We start from the raw sequence: 22314 nt of genomic DNA, 5'->3' as shown, positions 1-22314 counted from the left end.
GCTTCAGAAATCTCTGGATCATGCTCGCATGTTGCGCAATCTACTCGCCCGTCCGCTGCGCTTTTCCTTATACTGAGACTGAGCGTCGATTCACCTGCAAACGGCGCATTTTTAGAATAATCCTGACCTTGTGCGGAAGAGAAAACATGAAAATTCGCGCCTTATTGGTAGCAATGAGCGTGGCAACGGTACTGACCGGTTGCCAGAATATGGACTCCAACGGACTGCTTTCATCAGGAGCGGAAGCTTTTCAGGCTTACAGTTTGAGTGATGCGCAGGTGAAAGCCCTGAGCGATCAGGCATGTCAGGAGATGGACAGCAAGGCGACGATTGCGCCAGCCAATAGCGAATACGCTAAACGTCTGACAACTATTGCCAATGCGCTAGGCAACAATATCAACGGTCAGCCGGTGAATTACAAAGTGTATATGGCGAAGGATGTGAACGCCTTTGCAATGGCTAACGGCTGTATCCGCGTCTATAGCGGGCTGATGGATATGATGACGGATAACGAAGTCGAAGCGGTGATCGGTCACGAGATGGGGCACGTGGCGTTAGGCCATGTGAAGAAAGGGATGCAGGTGGCGCTTGGTACAAATGCCGTGCGAGTAGCTGCGGCCTCTGCGGGCGGGATTGTCGGCAGTTTATCTCAATCACAACTTGGTGATCTGGGCGAGAAATTAGTCAATTCGCAATTCTCCCAGCGCCAGGAAGCAGAAGCCGATGATTATTCTTACGATCTTCTGCGCCAACGCGGCATCAGCCCGGCAGGTCTTGCCACCAGCTTTGAAAAACTGGCGAAACTGGAAGAAGGCCGCCAAAGCTCAATGTTTGACGACCATCCTGCATCCGCCGAACGCGCCCAGCATATTCGCGATCGCATGAGCGCGGATGGGATTAAGTAAAGCCTGGTGGTGTCGAACGTAGGTCAGATAAGGCGTTCACGCCGCATCTGACATGAATGGCACATTTGTTACCTTGTGCGCATTGCCGGATGCGATGCTGGCGCATCTTATCCGGCCTACGGGTGCCGAACGTAGGTCGGATAAGGCGTTCACGCCGCATCCGACATTAATGGCACGTTTTACCCGTGCGCATCGCATCTGGTGCTTACTCGCCCTTTTTCGCCGCCTGAATATACAGCATCTCCAGCGCCAGCGTCGCCGCAGCCAGAGCGGTGATTTCCGACTGATCATATGCCGGAGCCACTTCCACTACGTCCATCCCAACGATGTTGAGATCTTTCAGGCCGCGTACCAGTTTAATAGCGCGATCGGAGGTCAGGCCGCCAATCACTGGCGTACCGGTGCCTGGTGCAAAAGCAGGATCCAGGCAGTCGATATCAAAGGTCAGGTAAACCGGCATATCACCCACAATCTGTTTCACCTGGGCGATAACGTCATCCACGCTGCGATCGTTCACCTGGCAGGCGTCCAGCACGGTAAAGCCGTTGTCTATATCAAACTCGGTACGAATACCAATCTGCACGGAATGATTCGGGTCGATCAGACCTTCTTTCGGCGCGGTATAGAACATGGTGCCGTGGTCAAATTCACAACCGTTCGCATAGGTATCGGTGTGGGCGTCAAAGTGTACCAGCGCCATTTTACCGAAATGCTTCGCATGAGCACGCAGCAGCGGCAGCGTAACAAAGTGGTCACCACCGAAGGAGAGCATACGCTTACCGGCAGCCAGCAGCTTCTCGGCGTGCGCCTGCAGCTTCTCGCTCATCTCACGGGCATCGCCGAAAGCATATACCAGATCACCGCAGTCCACGACGTTCAGACGCTCACGCATGTCGAAATTCCACGGGAAGCGATTGTGTTCCCAGGCCAGATTCGTCGAAACCTGACGGATCGCTGCCGGACCGTGGCGACCACCGGCACGGCCAGAGGTGGCCATGTCGAACGGCACACCAGTAATCACCCAGTCAGCATCGCTGTCATACGGCTGGAAGTTCATCGGCAGGCGTAAAAAACCAAAGGCGTTGGAAACCAGTGAGTTATCGTATTGATGACCTAAGGTGCTCATGGATGGACTCCTATTACAAAGTCGATATAAAAAAACCCTTCCGCGTCGTTAGGCCCGACGAGGAAGGGTTGGATTTGTCACAATAAATTGTGGCGGATTATCACCGCTAAATTAAGCGGATTCAAGTAACACAGGACTTACTCATCTTCAAGATAAGTATAACCGTACAAACCTGCCTCGAACTCTTCAAGGAACTGTTGTTGCAGTTCAGCATCAAGATCGGTTTTCTTCACTTGATCGCGGAACTGGGTTAACAGCGTTTTCGGATCGAGCTGTACATATTGCAGCATGTCCGCCACGGTATCGCCTTCGTCAGACAGTTCTACTTCTACGCTACCGTCAGGGAACACGAACACGTCAACCGCTTCGGTATCACCGAACAGGTTGTGCATATTGCCAAGGATCTCCTGATATGCGCCGACCATAAAGAAACCGAGCATCGGCGGATTCTCTGGATCGTACTCCGGCATTGGCATTGTCGTGGCAATACCATCACCATCAATATAGTGGTCGATAGCACCGTCAGAGTCACAGGTAATATCCAGCAGCACAGCGCGACGTTCCGGCACTTGATCCAGCCCTTCCAGCGGCAGAACCGGGAACAACTGGTCGATCCCCCATGCGTCCGGCATTGACTGGAACAGCGAGAAATTGACGTACATTTTGTCCGCCATACGTTCCTGCAGTTCGTCGATTATCGGACGATGCGCACGGTTTTGCGGATCCAGTTGCTTCTGCACTTCATGGCACATGCTCAGATAGAGTTGTTCTGCCCATGCACGTTCTTGCAGGCTAAAGGTGCCGGAAGAGTAGCCGATATGAATGTCGTGCAGATCCATCTGACTGTCGTGTAACCATTCACGCAGAGAACGGCGAGTTCCCGGTTCGTGCATCTCCTGCCAGGTTTCCCACATGCTTTGCAGCGCGCGCGGCGCATCTTCTGCAGGCGCGGTCGGCACCGTGTATTCGTTACGTTCCACGCCGATGATATTAGACACCAGCACGGTGTGATGCGCAGTCACCGCACGACCCGATTCGGTGATTACCGTCGGATGCGGCAGACCGTTTTCTTCACACGCATCACCAATCGCCCAGATGATGTTGTTGGCATATTCATTGAGGCCGTAGTTTACGGAGCAGTCAGACTGCGAACGGGTGCCTTCATAGTCCACGCCCAGACCGCCGCCGACGTCGAAGCACTGAATATTGACGCCCAGCTTGTGCAGTTCCACATAGAAACGCGCCGATTCACGAACGCCTGTGGCGATATCGCGAATATTCGCCATCTGCGAACCGAGGTGGAAGTGCAGTAGTTGCAGGCTGTCGAGACGCCCGGCTTCACGCAGGGTTTCAACCAGTTGCAGTACCTGAGTCGCAGCCAGGCCGAACTTCGATTTTTCCCCGCCGGAGGACTGCCATTTACCCGAGCCCTGCGAAGCCAGACGTGCACGCACGCCCAGACGAGGAACGACATTCAGACGTTCTGCTTCATCCAGCACAATGGCGATTTCTGACATCTTCTCAATGACCAGATAGACCTTGTGCCCCATCTTCTCGCCAATTAATGCCAGGCGGATATATTCGCGGTCTTTATAACCGTTGCAGACGATGACGCTACGGGTCATGCCAGCATGTGCCAGCACTGCCATCAACTCGGCTTTGGAACCGGCTTCCAGACCCAGCGGTTCGCCCGAATGAATCAGGGACTCAATCACGCGACGGTGCTGGTTAACTTTGATCGGATAAACAAGGAAGTAATCGCCGTTATAGCCGTAGGATTCCCGCGCACGTTTGAACGCGGCGTTAATGGAACGCAAACGGTGCTGCAGGATCTGTGGGAAACAGAACAGTGCAGGCAGACGCTGGCCCTGTGCTTCACGAGTTTTCACTAACTGCGCGAGATCGACGCGAGCTTCCGGGACGTCCGGGTCCGGGCACACGCTGATGTGGCCCAGCTCGTTAACGTCATAGTAGTTATTGCCCCACCAGGCAATATTGTAAGTACGCAGCATCTTGCTGGCTTCCTGGGAGCTCATTGCAACCTCCTGCATGGAGCGTAGTACACCGTGTTCGCCCGCTGACGAAGGCAAACCCATAGACATGTCGTCAGACATAGCGAACCTCAAATTATTTTATTAAGTGTAAAACAGTTAACGACTATCGCAGCCTGGAACTGCGATAACAACCCATAAGCACATGGATTTTCCAGCAGTGAATGCTGACGCTCCAACTGCGCAACCGGTTTCTTTTTCATAACATTATTAAGCACATAACCGAACGTAAGTGTGACAGTTCGGCGAAACCACGAGAAAACTCTTGTTTTTACAAGAGCGCCCTTGTTCAGTCCTCAGTAACTGTAACCAGCTCTTGAATCCTGAGAAGCGCCGAGATGGGTATAACATCGGCAGGTATGCAAAGCAGAGATGCAGAGTGCGGGGAACGAATCTTCACCAGAACGGTGAGACAGGTTAAGCAGCAGACAACGGTTCATTATTTCGTATCACCTCCACGGCCGCCTGTTAAGACGAACCCACAAGCCAAAACTCTGATTTCAACCCGGCTGGAAGTGGCAACACGAAAGAAACGTCGTGTGCTTTTTATTTAAGCCGCGCGCCGCGTTTTATACCCCACAATGGCAGAAAATTGCAAAAGATAAATACGCAGAATGCCGGCATTGTCAGGAAAAATTTCCAGCCACGTTTTTAACAGAATGAGACACGATTCAAAAAAAAGTGGAAATCGGGTGAAGAATTGACCTAAAATAGCCATCCAGATGTTAATCCATCCATACCGATTAACACTCAGACTGCCAGTGTTTTTAACCTGCAGAGTCGTGGTAGGATCCGCTACCACAGAAAATCCACACAACAGTTTGAGCTAACCAAATTCTCTTTAGGTGATATTAAATATGGCAAAACACCTTTTTACGTCCGAGTCCGTCTCTGAAGGGCATCCTGACAAAATTGCTGACCAAATCTCTGATGCCGTTTTAGACGCGATCCTCGAACAGGATCCGAAAGCACGCGTTGCTTGCGAAACCTACGTAAAAACCGGCATGGTTTTAGTTGGCGGCGAAATCACCACCAGCGCCTGGGTAGACATCGAAGAGATCACCCGTAACACCGTTCGCGAAATTGGCTATGTGCATTCCGACATGGGCTTTGACGCTAACTCCTGTGCGGTTCTGAGCGCTATCGGCAAACAGTCTCCTGACATCAACCAGGGCGTTGACCGTGCCGATCCGCTGGAACAGGGCGCGGGTGACCAGGGTCTGATGTTTGGCTACGCAACTAATGAAACCGACGTGCTGATGCCAGCACCTATCACCTATGCACACCGTCTGGTACAGCGTCAGGCTGAAGTGCGTAAAAACGGCACTCTGCCGTGGCTGCGCCCGGACGCGAAAAGCCAGGTGACTTTCCAGTATGACGACGGCAAAATCGTTGGTATCGATGCTGTCGTGCTTTCCACTCAGCACTCTGAAGAGATCGACCAGAAATCGCTGCAAGAAGCGGTAATGGAAGAGATCATCAAGCCAATTCTGCCCGCTGAATGGCTGACTTCTGCCACCAAATTCTTCATCAACCCGACCGGTCGTTTCGTTATCGGTGGCCCAATGGGTGACTGCGGTCTGACTGGTCGTAAAATTATCGTTGATACCTACGGCGGCATGGCGCGTCACGGTGGCGGTGCATTCTCTGGTAAAGATCCATCAAAAGTGGACCGTTCCGCAGCCTACGCAGCACGTTATGTCGCGAAAAACATCGTTGCTGCTGGCCTGGCCGATCGTTGTGAAATTCAGGTTTCCTACGCAATCGGCGTGGCTGAACCGACTTCCATCATGGTAGAAACTTTCGGTACTGAGAAAGTGCCTTCTGAACAACTGACTCTGCTGGTACGTGAGTTCTTCGACCTGCGCCCATACGGTCTGATTCAGATGCTGGATCTGCTGCACCCGATCTACAAAGAAACCGCAGCATACGGTCACTTTGGTCGTGAACATTTCCCGTGGGAAAAAACCGACAAAGCGCAGCTGCTGCGCGATGCTGCCGGTCTGAAGTAATCTTTCTTCACCTGCTTTCAAAGGCCAGCCTCGCGCTGGCCTTTTTCTTATACCTCACCGCGGTGGATATGCGTTCACGCCGCATCCGGCAAAAAAACCGCCTGCACAATAACATCATTCTTCCTGATCACGTTTCACCGTAAATTATCATCACAACTGAAACCGATTACACCAACCACAACAGACAAAGATTTGTAATATTTTCATATTATTATTCGGTTTTCACAGTTGTTACATTTCTTTTCAGTAAAGTCTTAATTGCAGATAACAGCGTTTAATCTATGATGATATAACTCAATTATTTTCATGCACTTAAACCATAACTAAGATAAATGTTAGTGTAAGCGATTACACTGATGTGATTTGCTTCACATCTTTTTACGTCGTACTCACCTATCTTAATTCACAATAAAAAATAACCATATTGGAGGGCATCATGCCTGACGCTAAAAAACAGGGGCGGTCAAACAAGGCAATGACGTTTTTCGTCTGCTTCCTTGCCGCTCTGGCGGGATTACTCTTTGGCCTGGATATCGGTGTAATTGCTGGCGCACTGCCGTTTATTGCAGATGAATTCCAGATTACTTCGCACACGCAAGAATGGGTCGTAAGCTCCATGATGTTCGGTGCGGCAGTCGGTGCGGTGGGCAGCGGCTGGCTCTCCTTTAAACTCGGGCGCAAAAAGAGCCTGATGATCGGCGCAATTTTGTTTGTTGCCGGTTCGCTGTTCTCTGCGGCTGCGCCAAACGTTGAAGTACTGATTCTTTCCCGCGTTCTACTGGGGCTGGCGGTGGGTGTGGCCTCTTATACCGCACCGCTGTACCTCTCTGAAATTGCGCCGGAAAAAATTCGTGGCAGTATGATCTCGATGTATCAGTTGATGATCACTATCGGGATCCTCGGTGCTTATCTTTCTGATACAGCCTTCAGCTACACCGGTGCATGGCGCTGGATGCTGGGTGTGATTATCATCCCGGCAATTTTGCTGCTGATTGGTGTCTTCTTCCTGCCAGACAGCCCACGTTGGTTTGCCGCCAAGCGCCGTTTTGTTGATGCCGAACGCGTGCTGCTACGCCTGCGTGACACCAGCGCGGAAGCGAAACGCGAACTGGATGAAATCCGTGAAAGTTTGCAGGTTAAACAGAGTGGCTGGGCGCTGTTTAAAGAGAACAGCAACTTCCGCCGCGCGGTGTTCCTTGGCGTACTGTTGCAGGTAATGCAGCAATTCACCGGGATGAACGTCATCATGTATTACGCGCCGAAAATCTTCGAACTGGCGGGTTATACCAACACTACCGAGCAAATGTGGGGGACCGTGATTGTCGGCCTGACCAACGTACTTGCCACCTTTATCGCAATCGGCCTTGTTGACCGCTGGGGACGTAAACCAACGCTAACGCTGGGCTTCCTGGTGATGGCTGCTGGCATGGGCGTACTCGGTACAATGATGCATATCGGTATTCACTCTCCGTCAGCGCAGTATTTCGCCATCGCCATGCTGCTGATGTTTATTGTCGGTTTTGCCATGAGTGCCGGTCCGCTGATTTGGGTACTGTGCTCCGAAATTCAGCCGCTGAAAGGCCGCGATTTTGGCATCACCTGCTCCACCGCCACCAACTGGATTGCCAACATGATCGTTGGCGCAACGTTCCTGACCATGCTCAACACGCTGGGTAACGCCAACACCTTCTGGGTGTATGCGGCTCTGAACGTACTGTTTATCCTGCTGACATTGTGGCTGGTACCGGAAACCAAACACGTTTCGCTGGAACATATTGAACGTAATCTGATGAAAGGTCGTAAACTGCGCGAAATCGGCGCTCACGATTAATCTCCTCAGGCTTCCTCCCATCGCGGAGGAAGCCACCTCTTGCAGTCATCTTTTCTTCGCTCTATCCTCTGCCGCTATGAAAACATCCCGTCTCCCTATCGCCATCCAGCAGGCCGTTATGCGCCGCCTGCGGGAAAAACTCGCCCAGGCCAACCTGAAGCTAGGGCGTAACTACCCGGAGCCAAAACTCTCTTACACCCAGCGCGGAACCTCCGCCGGAACAGCCTGGCTGGAAAGCTATGAAATCCGCCTCAATCCCGTTTTGCTGTTGGAAAACAGTGAAGCTTTTATTGAAGAAGTGGTACCGCACGAACTGGCACATTTGCTGGTATGGAAACATTTCGGCCGCGTAGCGCCACATGGCAAAGAGTGGAAGTGGATGATGGAAAGCGTGCTGGGCGTTCCCGCCCGTCGTACGCATCAGTTCGAACTGCAATCCGTGCGTCGCAACACCTTCCCCTACCGCTGCAAGTGCCAGGAGCATCAGCTTACCGTACGCCGCCATAATCGCGTAGTTCGTGGCGAGGCCGTCTATCGCTGTGTTCACTGCGGTGAACAGCTGGTTGCGAAATAACCATCTGAACTATCAGGAACTTTCCTGATCTGGCTGATTGCATACCAAAACAACTTTCGCTACGTTGCTGGCTCGTTTTAACACGGAGTAAGTGATGTACCGTTATTTGTCTATTGCTGCGGTGGTACTGAGCGCAGCATTTTCCGGCCCGGCGTTGGCCGAAGGTATCAATAGTTTTTCTCAGGCGAAAGCCGCGGCGGTAAAAGTCCACGCTGACGCGCCCGGTACGTTTTATTGCGGATGTAAAATTAACTGGCAGGGCAAAAAAGGCGTTGTTGATCTGCAATCGTGCGGCTATCAGGTGCGCAAAAATGAAAACCGAGCCAGCCGCGTAGAGTGGGAACACGTCGTTCCCGCCTGGCAGTTCGGTCACCAGCGCCAGTGCTGGCAGGACGGTGGACGTAAAAACTGCGCTAAAGATCCGGTCTATCGCAAGATGGAAAGCGATATGCATAACCTGCAACCGTCAGTCGGCGAGGTGAATGGCGATCGCGGCAACTTTATGTACAGCCAGTGGAATGGCGGCGAAGGCCAGTACGGTCAATGCGCCATGAAGGTCGATTTCAAAGAAAAAGCTGCCGAACCACCAGCGCGTGCACGCGGTGCCATTGCACGCACCTACTTCTATATGCGCGACCAATACAACCTGACACTCTCTCGCCAGCAAACGCAGCTGTTCAACGCATGGAACAAGATGTATCCGGTTACCGACTGGGAGTGCGAGCGCGATGAACGCATCGCGAAGGTGCAAGGCAATCATAATCCGTATGTGCAACGCGCTTGCCAGGCGCGAAAGAGCTAACCTACACTAGCGGGACTCTTTTTGTTAACCCCTACCCCACGCGTACAACCGCGTGGGGAGACGACGCGGATTTTTAACTATGCGTATCCCCCGCATTTATCATCCTGAACCACTGACCAGCCATTCTCACATCGCGCTTTGCGAAGATGCCGCCAACCATATCGGGCGCGTACTGCGCATGGGGCCGGGGCAGGCGTTGCAATTGTTTGACGGTAGCAACCAGGTCTTTGACGCCGAAATTACCAGCGCCAGCAAAAAAAGCGTGGAAGTGAAGGTGCTGGAAGGCAAGATCGACGATCGCGAATCTCCGCTGCATATTCACCTCGGTCAGGTGATGTCGCGTGGTGAAAAAATGGAATTTACGATCCAGAAATCGATCGAACTCGGTGTAAGCCTCATTACGCCACTTTTTTCTGAGCGCTGCGGCGTTAAACTGGATAGTGAACGTCTGAACAAGAAGCTCCAGCAGTGGCAGAAGATTGCAATTGCTGCCTGTGAGCAGTGTGGTCGTAACCGGGTGCCGGAAATCCGCCCAGCGATGGATCTGGAAGCCTGGTGTGCAGAGCAGGATGAAGGACTGAAACTGAATCTTCACCCGCGCGCCAGTAACAGCATCAATACGTTGCCGTTACCGGTTGAACGCGTCCGCCTGCTGATTGGCCCGGAAGGCGGTTTATCGGCAGATGAAATTGCCATGACTGCCCGCTATCAATTTACTGATATCCTGTTGGGACCTCGCGTTTTGCGTACAGAGACAACTGCGCTCACCGCCATTACCGCGCTACAAGTACGATTTGGCGATTTGGGCTAACGGAGAAGAATAATGATCAAGCTCGGCATCGTGATGGACCCCATCGCAAACATCAACATCAAGAAAGATTCCAGTTTCGCTATGTTGCTGGAAGCACAGCGTCGTGGTTACGAACTTCACTATATGGAGATGGGCGATCTGTATCTGATCAATGGCGAAGCCCGCGCCCATACCCGCACGCTGAACGTGAAGCAGAACTACGAAGAGTGGTTTTCGTTCGTCGGTGAACAGGATCTGCCGCTGGCCGATCTCGATGTGATCCTGATGCGTAAAGACCCGCCGTTTGATACCGAGTTTATCTACGCGACCTATATTCTGGAACGTGCCGAAGAGAAAGGGACGCTGATCGTTAACAAGCCGCAGAGCCTGCGCGACTGTAACGAGAAACTGTTTACCGCCTGGTTCTCTGACTTAACGCCAGAAACGCTGGTTACGCGCAATAAAGCGCAGCTAAAAGCGTTCTGGGAGAAACACAGCGACATCATTCTTAAGCCGCTGGACGGTATGGGCGGCGCGTCGATTTTCCGCGTGAAAGAAGGCGATCCAAACCTCGGCGTGATTGCCGAAACCCTGACTGAGCATGGCACTCGCTACTGCATGGCGCAAAATTACCTGCCAGCCATTAAAGATGGCGACAAACGCGTGCTGGTGGTGGATGGCGAGCCGGTACCGTACTGCCTGGCGCGTATTCCGCAGGGGGGCGAAACCCGTGGCAATCTGGCTGCCGGTGGTCGCGGTGAACCTCGTCCGCTGACGGAAAGTGACTGGAAAATCGCCCGTCAGATCGGGCCGACGTTGAAAGAAAAAGGGCTGATTTTTGTTGGTCTGGATATCATCGGCGACCGTCTGACTGAAATTAACGTCACCAGCCCAACCTGTATTCGTGAGATTGAAGCAGAGTTTCCGGTGTCGATCACCGGAATGTTAATGGATGCCATCGAAGCACGTTTACAGCAGCAGTAACCCACCTTAGCGAGAAGGATCTCGTTGAGACTCTGAGTGACAGCGCCCTTCTTTCCACGCATACTGGGCGCTGTTGCTTTTTTGAACCAGGAAACAGAACCTCTGACAATGAATTTACAGCATCACTTTCTTATTGCCATGCCTGCTCTCCAGGATCCGATTTTCCGTCGTTCCGTGGTCTACATTTGCGAACATAATACCAATGGTGCAATGGGGATCATCGTCAACAAGCCGCTGGAAAATCTCAAAATTGAAGGGATTCTGGAAAAGCTGAAGATCACGCCGGAGCCGCGTGATGAATCAATCCGTCTGGATAAACCGGTTATGCTCGGCGGTCCGCTGGCTGAAGATCGCGGGTTTATTTTGCATACTCCGCCCTCCAATTTTGCTTCCAGCATTCGCATTTCAGACAACACAGTGATGACCACTTCCCGCGATGTGCTGGAAACGCTCGGCACCGATAAACAACCGTCTGACGTATTGGTGGCTCTGGGTTATGCCTCCTGGGAAAAAGGTCAACTGGAACAAGAAATTCTCGATAACGCGTGGCTAACGGCCCCGGCGGATCTGAATATTCTGTTCAAAACGCCGATTGCCGACCGCTGGCGCGAGGCGGCAAAACTGATTGGTGTGGATATTCTCACCATGCCTGGTGTGGCAGGGCACGCCTGATGAGTGGAACCTTACTCGCCTTCGACTTCGGCACCAAAAGCATTGGCGTAGCGGTCGGCCAACGCATTACCGGCACTGCTCGCCCTTTGCCTGCAATTAAAGCACAGGACGGTACGCCGGACTGGAACCTCATCGAACGTTTACTGAAAGAGTGGCAGCCGGACGAAATCATCGTCGGTTTGCCGCTGAATATGGACGGCACCGAGCAACCATTGACTGCCAGAGCGCGTAAATTTGCCAACCGTATTCATGGTCGTTTCGGTGTTGAAGTAAAGCTCCATGACGAACGTCTTAGCACCGTGGAAGCCCGTTCCGGTCTGTTTGAACAGGGCGGCTATCGGGCGCTCAACAAAGGCAAAGTCGACTCTGCCTCTGCGGTTATTATTCTCGAAAGCTATTTCGAGCAGGGATATTAAGGCGATCTAAAAGCCTGGCGGATAGTCGTTACCGCCATCTTGCCGGATGCGGCGTGAACGCCTTATCCAGCACACATCTGGCAGCGGCTGTAGGTCTGATAAGACGCGTTAGCGTCGCATCAGACATTTATTGCCTTTATAGGCCCTATAAACTTGCGCATCGGGCATGGCAACGTCACAAACGCCCTTCCCCCACCCGCTGCTGATAACTCTGCTGAAACGTTAACATCCCCACCTGCTGCCCGGTTTGAATAACATGCGGTAACTGGTGGGTTTTCCCTTCGCGAATCAAATTCCCCACCGCGGGAGTGTTAATCAATAATTCAAACAGCGCCACGCGTCCTTCCTGTTTATCCACTTCCAGCTTTTGTGACAACACGGCCCGTAAACTACCTGCCAGTTGATTACGTACGGGATCTTTTTCCTGCGCCGGAAATGAATCCACCAGTCGCTCAACTGCCTGCGCGGCACCACGCGTATGTAATGTTGCCAGCACCAAATGCCCGGTTTCTGCCGCCGTCAGTGCCAGACGGATTGTCTCGCTGTCACGCAGCTCTCCGAGCAAAATCACATCAGGATCTTCCCGCAATGCGGCCCGCAATCCCGATGCGAACGTCATACAGTGCAAACCAATTTCCCGCTGCTGGATCAAACATCGCTGGCTGGCATAGATATATTCAACAGGATCTTCCAGCGTCAGAATATGCGCATCGGCATGTTGATTGAGATAGCCAACCATCGCCGCCAGCGTGGTAGATTTGCCGCTCCCCGTCGCCCCCGTCACCAGAATCAGGCCATTCTCGCTCTTGAGTAATTCCGGCAATACCGTTGGTGCGCCAAGCTGTTCGAGCTGTGGACAGTGCGAAGGTAACAACCGTAATGCCAGAGAAATACCTTGCCGTTGCGCGAACGCACTGCCACGCAACCGCTGGTTTTCCGCCAGCGACACGGCAAAATCCAGCTGGCCATTTTCCAGCAATATTGCCCGCTGATCGTCATCCAGCCACTCCCGCAGTAGCTCTTCGACGTCCGGCGCATCAAACGGCGCAGCTTCCATTAGCCCGCGAATGCGCCATCGTGCGGACCAGGCGCTGCACAGGTGTAGATCCGAGACGTTATGCTTTACACTAAGGGCCACAATTTCTTCCATATTCATACTAAGATCCTCGGAAAATGAACGATATTGCGCATAACCTGGCACAGGTCCGGGACAAAATCTCAGCGGCTGCAACGCGTTGCGGCCGTTCTCCAGAAGAAATTACGCTGCTTGCAGTCAGTAAAACAAAACCTGCGAGCGCCATCGCAGAAGCCATTGATGCCGGGCAGCGTCAATTTGGTGAAAACTACGTTCAGGAAGGGGTAGATAAAATTCGCCACTTTCAGGAACTGGGCGTAACAGGATTAGAATGGCATTTTATTGGCCCGTTGCAGTCTAATAAAAGCCGCCTGGTGGCAGAGCATTTCGACTGGTGTCATACCATCGACCGTTTGCGCATCGCTACCCGCCTCAACGATCAGCGCCCGGCAGAACTTCCCCCTCTTAACGTACTGATTCAAATTAATATTAGTGATGAAAACAGTAAGTCCGGGATTCAACTGGCAGAACTGGACGAGCTGGCAGCTGCGGTCGCTGAACTACCGCGTTTACGTCTGCGCGGGCTGATGGCAATCCCTGCACCTGAGTCAGAATATGTAAGGCAGTTTGAAGTTGCACGCCAAATGGCTGTAGCATTTGCCGGACTGAAAACGCGCTACCCGCATATCGACACGCTCTCTCTGGGAATGTCGGACGATATGGAAGCCGCCATTGCGGCAGGTAGCACGATGGTTCGTATCGGCACTGCAATTTTTGGTGCGCGTGATTACTCTAAAAAATAAGGAATTAAAGGAACGCCATGAATACGTTGACTTTCCTGCTTTCAACGGTCATTGAGCTGTATACCATGGTGCTGTTATTACGCATCTGGATGCAGTGGGCTCATTGTGATTTTTACAACCCCTTCTCACAGTTTGTAGTGAAGGTAACGCAGCCAATTATCGGGCCACTGCGCCGCGTTATTCCGGCAATGGGCCCCATTGACAGCGCCTCGCTGCTGGTTGCCTATATTCTCAGTTTTATCAAAGCCATCGTGCTGTTTAAAGTGGTGACCTTCCTGCCAATCATCTGGATTGCCGGTTTACTGATTCTGCTGAAAACCATCGGCCTGCTGATTTTCTGGGTCCTGCTGGTGATGGCGATTATGAGCTGGGTAAGCCAGGGTCGTAGCCCGATTGAATACGTGCTGATTCAGCTGGCCGATCCGCTGCTGCGCCCGATTCGCCGCCTGCTACCGGCAATGGGTGGGATTGATTTCTCGCCGATGATCCTCGTTCTGCTGCTGTATGTCATCAATATGGGTGTCGCAGAAGTATTACAGGCAACCGGAAACATGCTGCTGCCGGGGCTGTGGATGGCGTTATGAGTGCCGTAACAGTTAATGATGACGGTCTGGTTTTACGGCTCTATATTCAGCCGAAAGCCAGCCGTGATTCTATTGTCGGTTTACATGGCGACGAAGTTAAAGTCGCCATTACCGCGCCGCCGGTTGACGGTCAGGCCAACAGTCATCTGGTGAAGTTTCTCGGTAAGCAATTCCGGGTTGCCAAAAGCCAGGTGGTGATTGAAAAAGGCGAACTTGGCCGCCACAAACAAATTAAAATCATTAATCCGCAACAAATCCCGCCAGAAATCGCGGCGTTAATTAATTAGGTATCCTATGCAAAAAGTTGTCCTCGCAACCGGCAATGCCGGTAAAGTGCGTGAGCTGGCGTCGCTGCTTAGCGACTTCGGTCTTGATATCGTGGCCCAAACAGACCTCGGCGTAGATTCCGCTGAAGAAACCGGCCTGACCTTTATCGAAAACGCGATTCTGAAAGCGCGCCATGCGGCAAAAGTGACCGGTTTACCGGCAATTGCCGACGACTCTGGTCTGGCGGTAGATGTGCTTGGCGGCGCGCCGGGCATTTACTCCGCGCGTTATTCCGGTGAAGACGCGACCGATCTAAAGAATCTGCAAAAACTGCTGGAAACACTGAAAGACGTACCGGATGACCAACGTCAGGCGCGTTTCCACTGCGTGCTGGTATATCTGCGTCACGCGGAAGATCCGACTCCGCTGGTATGCCACGGTAGCTGGCCGGGCGTGATTACTCGTGAACCAGCGGGCACTGGTGGCTTTGGTTATGATCCAATCTTCTTCGTACCTTCCGAAGGGAAAACCGCCGCCGAACTGACCCGCGAAGAAAAGAGCGCCATTTCCCACCGTGGTCAGGCATTGAAACTGCTGCTGGACGCTTTACGTAATGGTTAAATTACCGCCGCTGAGTCTCTACATTCACATCCCGTGGTGCGTGCAGAAATGCCCGTACTGCGATTTCAACTCTCACGCGTTGAAAGGAGAAGTGCCGCACGACGATTACGTTCAGCATCTGCTTTGCGATCTGGACAACGATGTGGCTTACGCTCAGGGCCGTGAAGTAAAGACAATCTTTATTGGCGGTGGTACGCCGAGCCTGCTTTCCGGCCCGGCGATGCAAACGCTGCTGGACGGCGTGCGTGCGCGTTTGCCGCTGGCAGCGGATGCAGAAATTACTATGGAAGCGAACCCTGGTACGGTAGAAGCCGATCGCTTTGTCGATTATCAGCGTGCTGGTGTGAACCGCATCTCTATTGGTGTGCAGAGTTTTAGCGAAGACAAGCTGAAACGACTTGGGCGTATTCATGGCCCGCAAGAAGCGAAACGCGCGGCAAAGCTGGCGAGCGGGCTGGGGCTGCGTAGCTTTAACCTCGATTTGATGCATGGACTACCGGATCAATCACTGGAAGAGGCGCTTGGCGATCTACGCCAGGCCATTGAACTGAATCCGCCGCATCTTTCCTGGTATCAACTGACCATCGAACCTAATACGCTGTTTGGTTCACGCCCGCCGGTACTGCCGGACGACGACGCGCTGTGGGATATATTCGAACAGGGGCATCAGTTATTAACCGCAGCGGGTTATCAGCAATATGAAACTTCCGCTTACGCCAAACCCAGTTATCAGTGCCAGCACAATCTCAACTACTGGCGCTTTGGCGACTACATCGGTATTGGCTGCGGCGCGCACGGCAAAGTGACCTTCCCGGATGGGCGCATTCTGCGTACCACTAAAACGCGTCATCCGCGTGGTTTTATGCAAGGAAGGTATCTGGAAAGCCAGCGTGATGTCGAAGCCGCAGATAAGCCGTTTGAGTTCTTTATGAATCGCTTCCGTCTGCTGGAGGCCGCGCCGCGCGTGGAGTTTATTGCGTATACCGGGCTTTGCGAAGATGTGATTCGCCCACAGTTAGACGAGGCGATTGCCCAGGGTTATCTCACCGAATGTGCGGATTACTGGCAGATAACGGAACATGGGAAGCTGTTTTTAAATTCGCTGCTGGAGCTTTTTCTGGCTGAGTAAACTTGTATTGCCGGATGCGGCGTGAACGCCTTATCCAGCCGACATGTGGCAGCGGTTGTAGGTCTGATAAGACGCGCAAGCGTCGCATCAGACGTTGATTGCCGGATGCGGGGTCAACGCCGCATCCTGCTACAAATCGTGCACTATATCAAACTTACTTAATCACCCCATTGCGCCGCAGTTGTTCGGTATCTTTTTTCCAGCGTTCATTAGCTTGGTTGATATCGTCAATTTTCATCAAAATCACGACTTTTTTACTGTTTATTTCTGAAACTTTCATCGTTAACGGATATTGCCCTTTTTCGAGCGTTACCCAGTCATCCTGCAATTTACGGCTGAGTTTTTGTGATTGCAGAAAAGTCTGTCGCCGTTGTTCGTTGATATCGAAATCTCGTTTCTGCTGAATCGGCACTTCATAACACTCTTCACTCTGTTTATGACATGCCGCAATCGCCGGTTGATAAACCTCTTTGTCATATTTAACCGCGAACGCCTCGCTATCGTTCTGTTTATTAAACTCATCACGCTGTTGGTGAATTTTTTTAAAGGCTTCTTCGCGGGTCATTTGCTTACCGTTTGCATCTTTTCCCCAATATGCATCCGCTGCTTTCTGCGCCGCCACCATTTGCTTATCAAGCGCTTTCACTTCCTTTTCCAGCGCAGGAATCGAGTTCTTCTGGGTATTCAACGCAGATTCAAGCTGACTAAAGCGATAATTGAAATCTTCGCTATTCACGATCAGATATTTATTATTCGTTTTGATATCGTCGACCACCCGCCCACGATCGCTGGCTGCCGCCTGAAAAGAGTAAAAGTTCACCGACCAGCCAGACGCGGGCGTTCCTTTACTGGTTAACATCGCCGAGAATTTTACCGGTTTATCTTTCGTCCAGGTCTGTTCGAGCAGTTCGTAATCTGCCAACTGACCGACCCAGGTATAGAGATCGTCACTGGAAGAGACATCGCCTTCCGCTGACCAGGTGGCCTGATTACCCTTAGCATCAAGATTTTTTAAGGTGATAGCATCAAGCTTGAGAATGCCGTGATACTGCTTTTTGAATTGATCTTTTAAGATATTTTCAGTTGGCGGTTCGCCATCTGCCCAGGCATTACCAGTCATCAACATAAGCAGTGCCGTGCCAACAATCCATTGCTTTTTCACCCGAAAAACCTCACGCGGAATAATTTATTCCGGTGATTATCATTAGGGTAATGAAAATTGGCAATGGACGTAAGTCTGAAGTGAAAAAGCCCCGGCACGATACCGGGGCGAGGTGATTAGTACTGATTGAAGATCTGCTGGATCTGCTGCGGATCTTTGGTTTGCGTCAGAGCCAGTTGCAGCAGAACGCGCGCTTTTTGCGGGTTCAGCGTGCCAGAGGCGACGAAGCCGTATTTCGCATCATCCACTTCGGCATCCTGAGTGGTAGCGCCCGTCGGTACGCGGGAAGAACGCACGACTGCAGTACCGTTTTTCGCGGCGGTCGCCAGCGTGTCGAACACAGATTTATACAGGTTGCCGTTACCCACACCAGCGCTAACGATGCCATCATAGCCCGCATCTACCAGTGCTTTAGCCGGAAGATCGGATGCGTTAGCGTAGTTATAAACAATGCCGACTTTCGGCAGTTCATTCAGCTTAGAGACATCGAATGGCGTGTCGCTGGTATGCTTACGTGCCGGGGTACGCTGGTAGTCAATCTTACCGTTGTGAATGTAACCCAGAGGACCGTAGTTAACAGACTTGAAGGTCGCTACGTCGGTGGTGTTGGTTTTGGTGACGTCACGGCCATCAAGCACGGTGTCATTCATCACTACCAGCACGCCACGGTTGGCGGAGGCTTTATCAGCTGCGGTCACTACCGCGTTATACAGGTTGAATGGACCGTCTGCGCTCATAGACGTGGACGGACGCATTGCGCCGACCATCACCACCGGTTTGTCGCATTTCACCGTCAGGTCGAGGAAGTAAGCAGTTTCTTCCATCGTGTCGGTACCGTGGGTAATGACGAAGCCGTCGGTCTTATCGCAGTCGGTGTTAATTTTTTTCGCCAGTGTCAGCCAGACATTATCGTTCATGTCCTGGGAGCCGATATTCACTACCTGCTCGCCTTTAACGTTCGCAATGTCCTTCAGTTGCGGCACCGCATTAACCAGATTTTCTACGCCAACTTTACCCGCTGTGTAGTTAGATTTGGTTGCGGAGTCACCACCACCGGCAATGGTCCCGCCGGTTGCTAAAATGGTGATATTGGGTAATGCCAATGCTGCACCACTAAAACCCATAACCAGTGCGGCAAGTGCCGTCTTTTTGAAAAACTCCATTTCATTCCTCCAGTTACGTGAACGCTACGCATTATCCCTTAGCTTTGTATGGGAAATTTGACGTTAAACAATTTACAACGTGAATATATTTTGGAGATCTACAAAGTTAGAGGCAGGTAACAAAACGAAGAATTAAACGGCATAAAAAAGTATTATACCGTCTTAAAATAGAGGATTATTTTAAATTCCCGACCAGGGCTTTGCGGCTATCTTCCAGAGTCACAACACGGCTACAAACATCTTTGCCAAACTGCTGGAAATCTTTTTCCTGCTTTTTCCACTCGGTTTGGATTGAGGATTGCAGCCCCCCCAGGCTTCCCAGCACATTCTGTAATGGGTTACCGCCGCTTTTCAGCACCGCTTTCGCGCCCATTTCATTAATGCTGTCCTGTAAAATTCCGCCCATTGCCTGATTCACTAATTGCTGGCCTTCGGCGCGAACCTGATCAATGGCTTTATAGTGAAACGTCAGGCCATCGCTGCGCGTTTCGATAATGCGGTTCATCTGCTCTTTCAGCTGCGCATCAAGTTTGGTCAGACGGCTGCGCATTTTGCTGCTTTCGCCCATCTCCTGAACGATAATTTTATCCAGAGCAATACGGGCTTTCTCGACGCGGCTTTTCGCGCCTTCATCAATCCACGGCAGCGTGCTACGTAGTTCAGCCTGATAATCCTTCGCCTGCTCGCGCTGGGCGGCATTCAGGGAATATTGCTTACCGTTATACATCACGTTGCCGTCTGGCGTGATCACCAGATTGCCGTTTTCGCCCTTCACCTGCACGGTTTGCGGGCTGACAATCACATCGTCACGCGGCGTGACGCTGCACTGGTAGTCGGCGTGAGCGGTCATTGCCGTCACTGAAAGTGCTGCCGCCAGCAGCATTTTGCGCATCATAGTCTTCCCTCAAGAACAAATCAGGCCAGCATTTGCTGGCCCCAGATTGATAACAAAGTACGCGTTTTCCATGCCGGATGCGGCGTAAACGCCTTATCCGGCCTACTCGATCGTGCATCTTTCCAGGCATGATAAGCGTAGCGCATCAGGCAGTTTTGCATTTGTCATCGCCCGTATGCTTTCTTAGTCCCACCAAACGTCGAAAAGTTCGCTGGTGCGTACCTCATCCAGTTTGCGCTCTTCCAGCCACTTACGCACAATTGCCTGATGTTCTTCGGTGCATTTGCCGATTTCCTGCATGCAGATCAGACCTTCCCAGGCCAGATAACCGCTGCCGTCAAAGGCCAGTTTGTTCGGTTCGATAACCTCGTTAATAAAATCATCAACGGTTTTATCAATCTGTTCTTCCGATGTACCTTCCGGGAATCGCCATGCCACCGAAAATCCTAATTCCTGGAATTCGTCGATGTGCATTTTTTTACGCAGACGACGGCTACGGTTCTTTGCCATTATTTCACCCTCTCGAACATTAAGTCCCATACTCCGTGACCAAGACGATGACCACGTTGTTCAAATTTCGTCACTGGACGTGATGCCGGACGCGGTACGTAATCATTGCTCTCTGACAGGTTTTTATAACCGTCAATAGAAGACATCACTTCAAGCATATGTTCCGCATAAGGTTCCCAGTCGGTCGCCATATGGAATACGCCCCCCAGCTGCAGTTTGCTTTTTACCAGTTCGGCAAACGGCACCTGAACGATACGGCGTTTATTATGGCGCGCTTTGTGCCACGGGTCAGGGAAAAAGAGCTGCACCATGCGCAATGAATTGTCAGGAATCATTTTATGCAGCACTTCAACCGCATCGTGACACATCACGCGCAGGTTGCTTAAGCCCTCTTCATGCGCAGAAGCCAGGCACGCACCAACGCCCGGTGAATGCACTTCAATGCCGAGGAAGTCCTGCTCGGGGCGATCTTTAGCCATTGCCACCAGCGACGCCCCCATGCCAAAACCAATCTCAAGCGTCACCGGCGCTTCACGGCCAAAAAGCGCGGGGAAATCCAGCATATCTTCGCTGAACTCAACGCCCATCACCGGCCAGTAGTTTTCCAGCGCATGTTCCTGGCCTTTGGTCAGTCGCCCCTGGCGGCGCACAAAACTACGGATACGGCGCAGTGGGCGGCCGTTTTCATCAAATTCCGGTGAAATGACGTCGTTTTTCATAAAGATTTAGTCGCTTGTGAAAGTGTTCTGAAAACGGGCATTATCCAAAGTTAGTTGCCGGATGCAAGCATGATAAGGCCGTGGCTGCGGAAAGTTCCGGTTTACACCCTGCCGTCGCTGTGCTGCAATCTTGCCCCCAACAACAGTGAATTCGGTGACCATGCAAGCGTCGCAATTTTCAGCCCAGGTTCTGGACTGGTACGATAAATACGGGCGAAAAACTCTGCCCTGGCAAATTGACAAGACGCCCTACAAAGTATGGCTCTCAGAAGTGATGTTGCAACAAACTCAGGTTGCGACCGTTATCCCCTATTTTGAACGCTTTATGGCGCGCTTCCCGACGGTGACCGATCTCGCCAATGCGCCGCTCGACGAAGTTCTCCACTTGTGGACCGGGCTTGGCTATTACGCCCGCGCGCGCAATCTGCATAAAGCGGCACAACAAGTGGCGACCTTACACGGCGGTAAATTCCCGGAAACCTTTGAGGAAGTTGCAGCACTGCCGGGCGTCGGGCGTTCCACCGCAGGCGCGATTCTCTCGCTTTCTCTGGGTAAGCACTTTCCGATTCTCGACGGTAACGTCAAACGCGTGCTGGCGCGCTGCTATGCTGTAAGCGGCTGGCCTGGGAAAAAAGAGGTCGAGAATAAATTATGGAGTTTAAGCGAGCAGGTGACGCCCGCGGTCGGCGTGGAACGGTTTAATCAGGCGATGATGGATTTGGGCGCGATGATTTGTACGCGCTCGAAACCGAAATGTTCGCTCTGTCCGCTACAAAACGGATGTATTGCCGCCGCCAACAATAGCTGGTCGCTTTATCCGGGCAAAAAACCGAAACAGACGCTGCCGGAGCGCACCGGCTACTTTTTGCTATTACAGCACGAAGATGAAGTATTGCTGGCGCAGCGTCCGCCGAGCGGATTGTGGGGCGGTTTATACTGTTTCCCGCAGTTTGCCGACGAAGAAAGTTTGCGGCATTGGCTGGCGCAACGGCAGATTGCTGCCGATAACCTGACGCAGCTGACCGCGTTTCGCCATACCTTCAGCCATTTCCACTTAGATATTGTGCCTATGTGGCTTCCCGTGTCGTCATTCACCGGCTGCATGGATGAAGGCAATGCGCTCTGGTATAACTTAGCGCAACCGCCGTCAGTTGGCCTGGCGGCTCCCGTGGAGCGTTTGTTACAGCAGTTACGCACTGGCGCGCCGGTTTAGCGCGTGAGTC

At 52.1% G+C, this 22314-nt stretch carries 26 protein-coding genes; 15 read left to right on the top strand and 11 right to left on the bottom strand.

Annotated elements, in window-relative coordinates; all coding sequences use genetic code 11:
* The first annotated feature begins 146 nt into the window (after positions 1–146).
* Positions 147–905, top strand: a complete 759-nt coding sequence (loiP, locus tag HGD79_RS19895) for a metalloprotease LoiP (RefSeq protein WP_000701841.1) — start codon at positions 147–149, stop codon at positions 903–905.
* A 205-nt stretch (positions 906–1110) separates the two neighbouring features.
* On the opposite strand, the gene speB is transcribed toward loiP, so the two are convergent.
* The 5 genes from speB to yqgD form a co-directional block, all read right to left on the bottom strand.
* Positions 1111–2031, bottom strand: coding sequence for an agmatinase (speB, locus tag HGD79_RS19890; protein ID WP_000105559.1), 921 nt, complete (start codon positions 2029–2031; stop codon positions 1111–1113).
* A gap of 137 nt (positions 2032–2168) precedes the next feature.
* Complete coding sequence (speA, locus tag HGD79_RS19885; RefSeq protein ID WP_001295380.1) at positions 2169–4145, bottom strand: biosynthetic arginine decarboxylase; 1977 nt, start codon at positions 4143–4145, stop codon at positions 2169–2171.
* A gap of 8 nt (positions 4146–4153) precedes the next feature.
* Positions 4154–4285: an acid stress response protein YqgB gene (yqgB, locus tag HGD79_RS19880; RefSeq protein WP_001297406.1), complete on the bottom strand. Its 132-nt coding sequence runs from the start codon at positions 4283–4285 to the stop codon at positions 4154–4156.
* Positions 4286–4378: 93 nt separating this feature from the next.
* Complete coding sequence (gene yqgG / locus HGD79_RS26900) at positions 4379–4522, bottom strand: protein YqgG (RefSeq protein WP_001297404.1); 144 nt, start codon at positions 4520–4522, stop codon at positions 4379–4381.
* Positions 4523–4632: 110 nt separating this feature from the next.
* Entirely contained in the window at positions 4633–4884 is a 252-nt protein-coding gene (gene yqgD / locus HGD79_RS26895) for a protein YqgD (protein ID WP_001303651.1), read from the bottom strand.
* Positions 4885–4939: 55 nt separating this feature from the next.
* Between yqgD and metK the strand changes: the two genes are divergently transcribed.
* From metK to ruvX, 8 genes are all read left to right on the top strand, one after another.
* The gene (gene metK / locus HGD79_RS19870; RefSeq protein WP_001062128.1) at positions 4940–6094 is read left to right on the top strand and encodes a methionine adenosyltransferase; all 1155 of its coding nucleotides are present in this window, start codon (positions 4940–4942) and stop codon (positions 6092–6094) included.
* Positions 6095–6530: 436 nt separating this feature from the next.
* Positions 6531–7925, top strand: coding sequence for a galactose/proton symporter (gene galP, locus HGD79_RS19865; protein WP_001112301.1), 1395 nt, complete (start codon positions 6531–6533; stop codon positions 7923–7925).
* 76 nt (positions 7926–8001) lie between these two features.
* Positions 8002–8499 (top strand): SprT family zinc-dependent metalloprotease, encoded by a 498-nt coding sequence (locus tag HGD79_RS19860; protein WP_000858396.1) that lies wholly within the window; start codon positions 8002–8004, stop codon positions 8497–8499.
* 94 nt (positions 8500–8593) lie between these two features.
* Positions 8594–9301 (top strand): deoxyribonuclease I, encoded by a 708-nt coding sequence (endA, locus tag HGD79_RS19855; RefSeq protein WP_000286500.1) that lies wholly within the window; start codon positions 8594–8596, stop codon positions 9299–9301.
* Between the two features lie 79 nt (positions 9302–9380).
* Positions 9381–10112: a 16S rRNA (uracil(1498)-N(3))-methyltransferase gene (gene rsmE / locus HGD79_RS19850; RefSeq protein WP_001222508.1), complete on the top strand. Its 732-nt coding sequence runs from the start codon at positions 9381–9383 to the stop codon at positions 10110–10112.
* Positions 10113–10124: 12 nt separating this feature from the next.
* The gene (gene gshB, locus HGD79_RS19845; RefSeq protein WP_000593273.1) at positions 10125–11075 is read left to right on the top strand and encodes a glutathione synthase; all 951 of its coding nucleotides are present in this window, start codon (positions 10125–10127) and stop codon (positions 11073–11075) included.
* 108 nt (positions 11076–11183) lie between these two features.
* The gene (locus HGD79_RS19840; RefSeq protein ID WP_001053178.1) at positions 11184–11747 is read left to right on the top strand and encodes a YqgE/AlgH family protein; all 564 of its coding nucleotides are present in this window, start codon (positions 11184–11186) and stop codon (positions 11745–11747) included.
* Entirely contained in the window at positions 11747–12163 is a 417-nt protein-coding gene (gene ruvX / locus HGD79_RS19835; RefSeq protein WP_000017111.1) for a Holliday junction resolvase RuvX, read from the top strand. The genes HGD79_RS19840 and ruvX overlap by 1 nt, the downstream gene beginning before the upstream one ends.
* 175 nt (positions 12164–12338) lie before the next feature.
* Here ruvX and HGD79_RS19830 read toward each other — a convergent pair whose 3' ends face one another.
* Positions 12339–13319: a type IV pilus twitching motility protein PilT gene (locus tag HGD79_RS19830; RefSeq protein ID WP_001055633.1), complete on the bottom strand. Its 981-nt coding sequence runs from the start codon at positions 13317–13319 to the stop codon at positions 12339–12341.
* Between the two features lie 17 nt (positions 13320–13336).
* On the opposite strand from HGD79_RS19830, the gene yggS reads away from it, so the two are divergent.
* From yggS to hemW, 5 genes are read left to right on the top strand one after another with little or no spacing between them, the layout of a single operon-like run.
* On the top strand, positions 13337–14041 hold the full coding sequence (yggS, locus tag HGD79_RS19825) for a pyridoxal phosphate homeostasis protein (protein ID WP_000997795.1): 705 nt from the start codon (positions 13337–13339) through the stop codon (positions 14039–14041).
* A 17-nt stretch (positions 14042–14058) separates the two neighbouring features.
* On the top strand, positions 14059–14625 hold the full coding sequence (gene yggT / locus HGD79_RS19820) for an osmotic shock tolerance protein YggT (protein WP_001094831.1): 567 nt from the start codon (positions 14059–14061) through the stop codon (positions 14623–14625).
* Positions 14622–14912 (top strand): DUF167 family protein YggU, encoded by a 291-nt coding sequence (gene yggU, locus HGD79_RS19815; protein ID WP_001277222.1) that lies wholly within the window; start codon positions 14622–14624, stop codon positions 14910–14912. Before yggT ends, yggU begins: the two co-directional genes overlap by 4 nt.
* Before the next feature lie 7 nt (positions 14913–14919).
* Positions 14920–15513 carry an XTP/dITP diphosphatase gene (locus tag HGD79_RS19810; protein ID WP_001174743.1) on the top strand — a complete coding sequence of 198 codons (594 nt, stop codon included), beginning with the start codon at positions 14920–14922 and terminating at the stop codon, positions 15511–15513.
* A complete protein-coding gene (gene hemW, locus HGD79_RS19805; RefSeq protein WP_000239917.1) occupies positions 15506–16642 on the top strand; it encodes a radical SAM family heme chaperone HemW in 1137 nt (378 codons plus the stop codon). The genes HGD79_RS19810 and hemW overlap by 8 nt, the downstream gene beginning before the upstream one ends.
* Positions 16643–16796: 154 nt before the next feature.
* Here hemW and HGD79_RS19800 read toward each other — a convergent pair whose 3' ends face one another.
* The 5 genes from HGD79_RS19800 to trmB all read right to left on the bottom strand — a co-directional run bounded on the left by HGD79_RS19800 (position 16797) and on the right by trmB (position 21091).
* Positions 16797–17804 (bottom strand): DUF1202 family protein, encoded by a 1008-nt coding sequence (locus HGD79_RS19800; RefSeq protein WP_168848482.1) that lies wholly within the window; start codon positions 17802–17804, stop codon positions 16797–16799.
* A gap of 116 nt (positions 17805–17920) precedes the next feature.
* Positions 17921–18967: an L-asparaginase 2 gene (gene ansB, locus HGD79_RS19795; RefSeq protein ID WP_000394125.1), complete on the bottom strand. Its 1047-nt coding sequence runs from the start codon at positions 18965–18967 to the stop codon at positions 17921–17923.
* Between the two features lie 175 nt (positions 18968–19142).
* Positions 19143–19862 carry a DUF2884 domain-containing protein gene (locus HGD79_RS19790; RefSeq protein WP_000984796.1) on the bottom strand — a complete coding sequence of 240 codons (720 nt, stop codon included), beginning with the start codon at positions 19860–19862 and terminating at the stop codon, positions 19143–19145.
* 183 nt (positions 19863–20045) lie between these two features.
* Positions 20046–20372, bottom strand: a complete 327-nt coding sequence (locus HGD79_RS19785; protein WP_001107564.1) for a YggL family protein — start codon at positions 20370–20372, stop codon at positions 20046–20048.
* Positions 20372–21091 (bottom strand): tRNA (guanosine(46)-N7)-methyltransferase TrmB, encoded by a 720-nt coding sequence (gene trmB, locus HGD79_RS19780; protein ID WP_000786911.1) that lies wholly within the window; start codon positions 21089–21091, stop codon positions 20372–20374. Before trmB ends, HGD79_RS19785 begins: the two co-directional genes overlap by 1 nt.
* A 160-nt stretch (positions 21092–21251) precedes the next feature.
* On the opposite strand from trmB, the gene mutY reads away from it, so the two are divergent.
* The gene (gene mutY, locus HGD79_RS19775) at positions 21252–22304 is read left to right on the top strand and encodes an A/G-specific adenine glycosylase (RefSeq protein ID WP_001297399.1); all 1053 of its coding nucleotides are present in this window, start codon (positions 21252–21254) and stop codon (positions 22302–22304) included.
* The last annotated feature ends 10 nt before the right edge of the window (positions 22305–22314 follow it).

The sequence above is a fragment of the Escherichia sp. SCLE84 genome (assembly GCF_012584495.1).
GTDB lineage: Bacteria > Pseudomonadota > Gammaproteobacteria > Enterobacterales > Enterobacteriaceae > ECMA0423.
The sequence above is the reverse complement of the archived record's forward strand: the minus strand, read 5'-3'. Positions and strand labels throughout refer to the sequence as shown.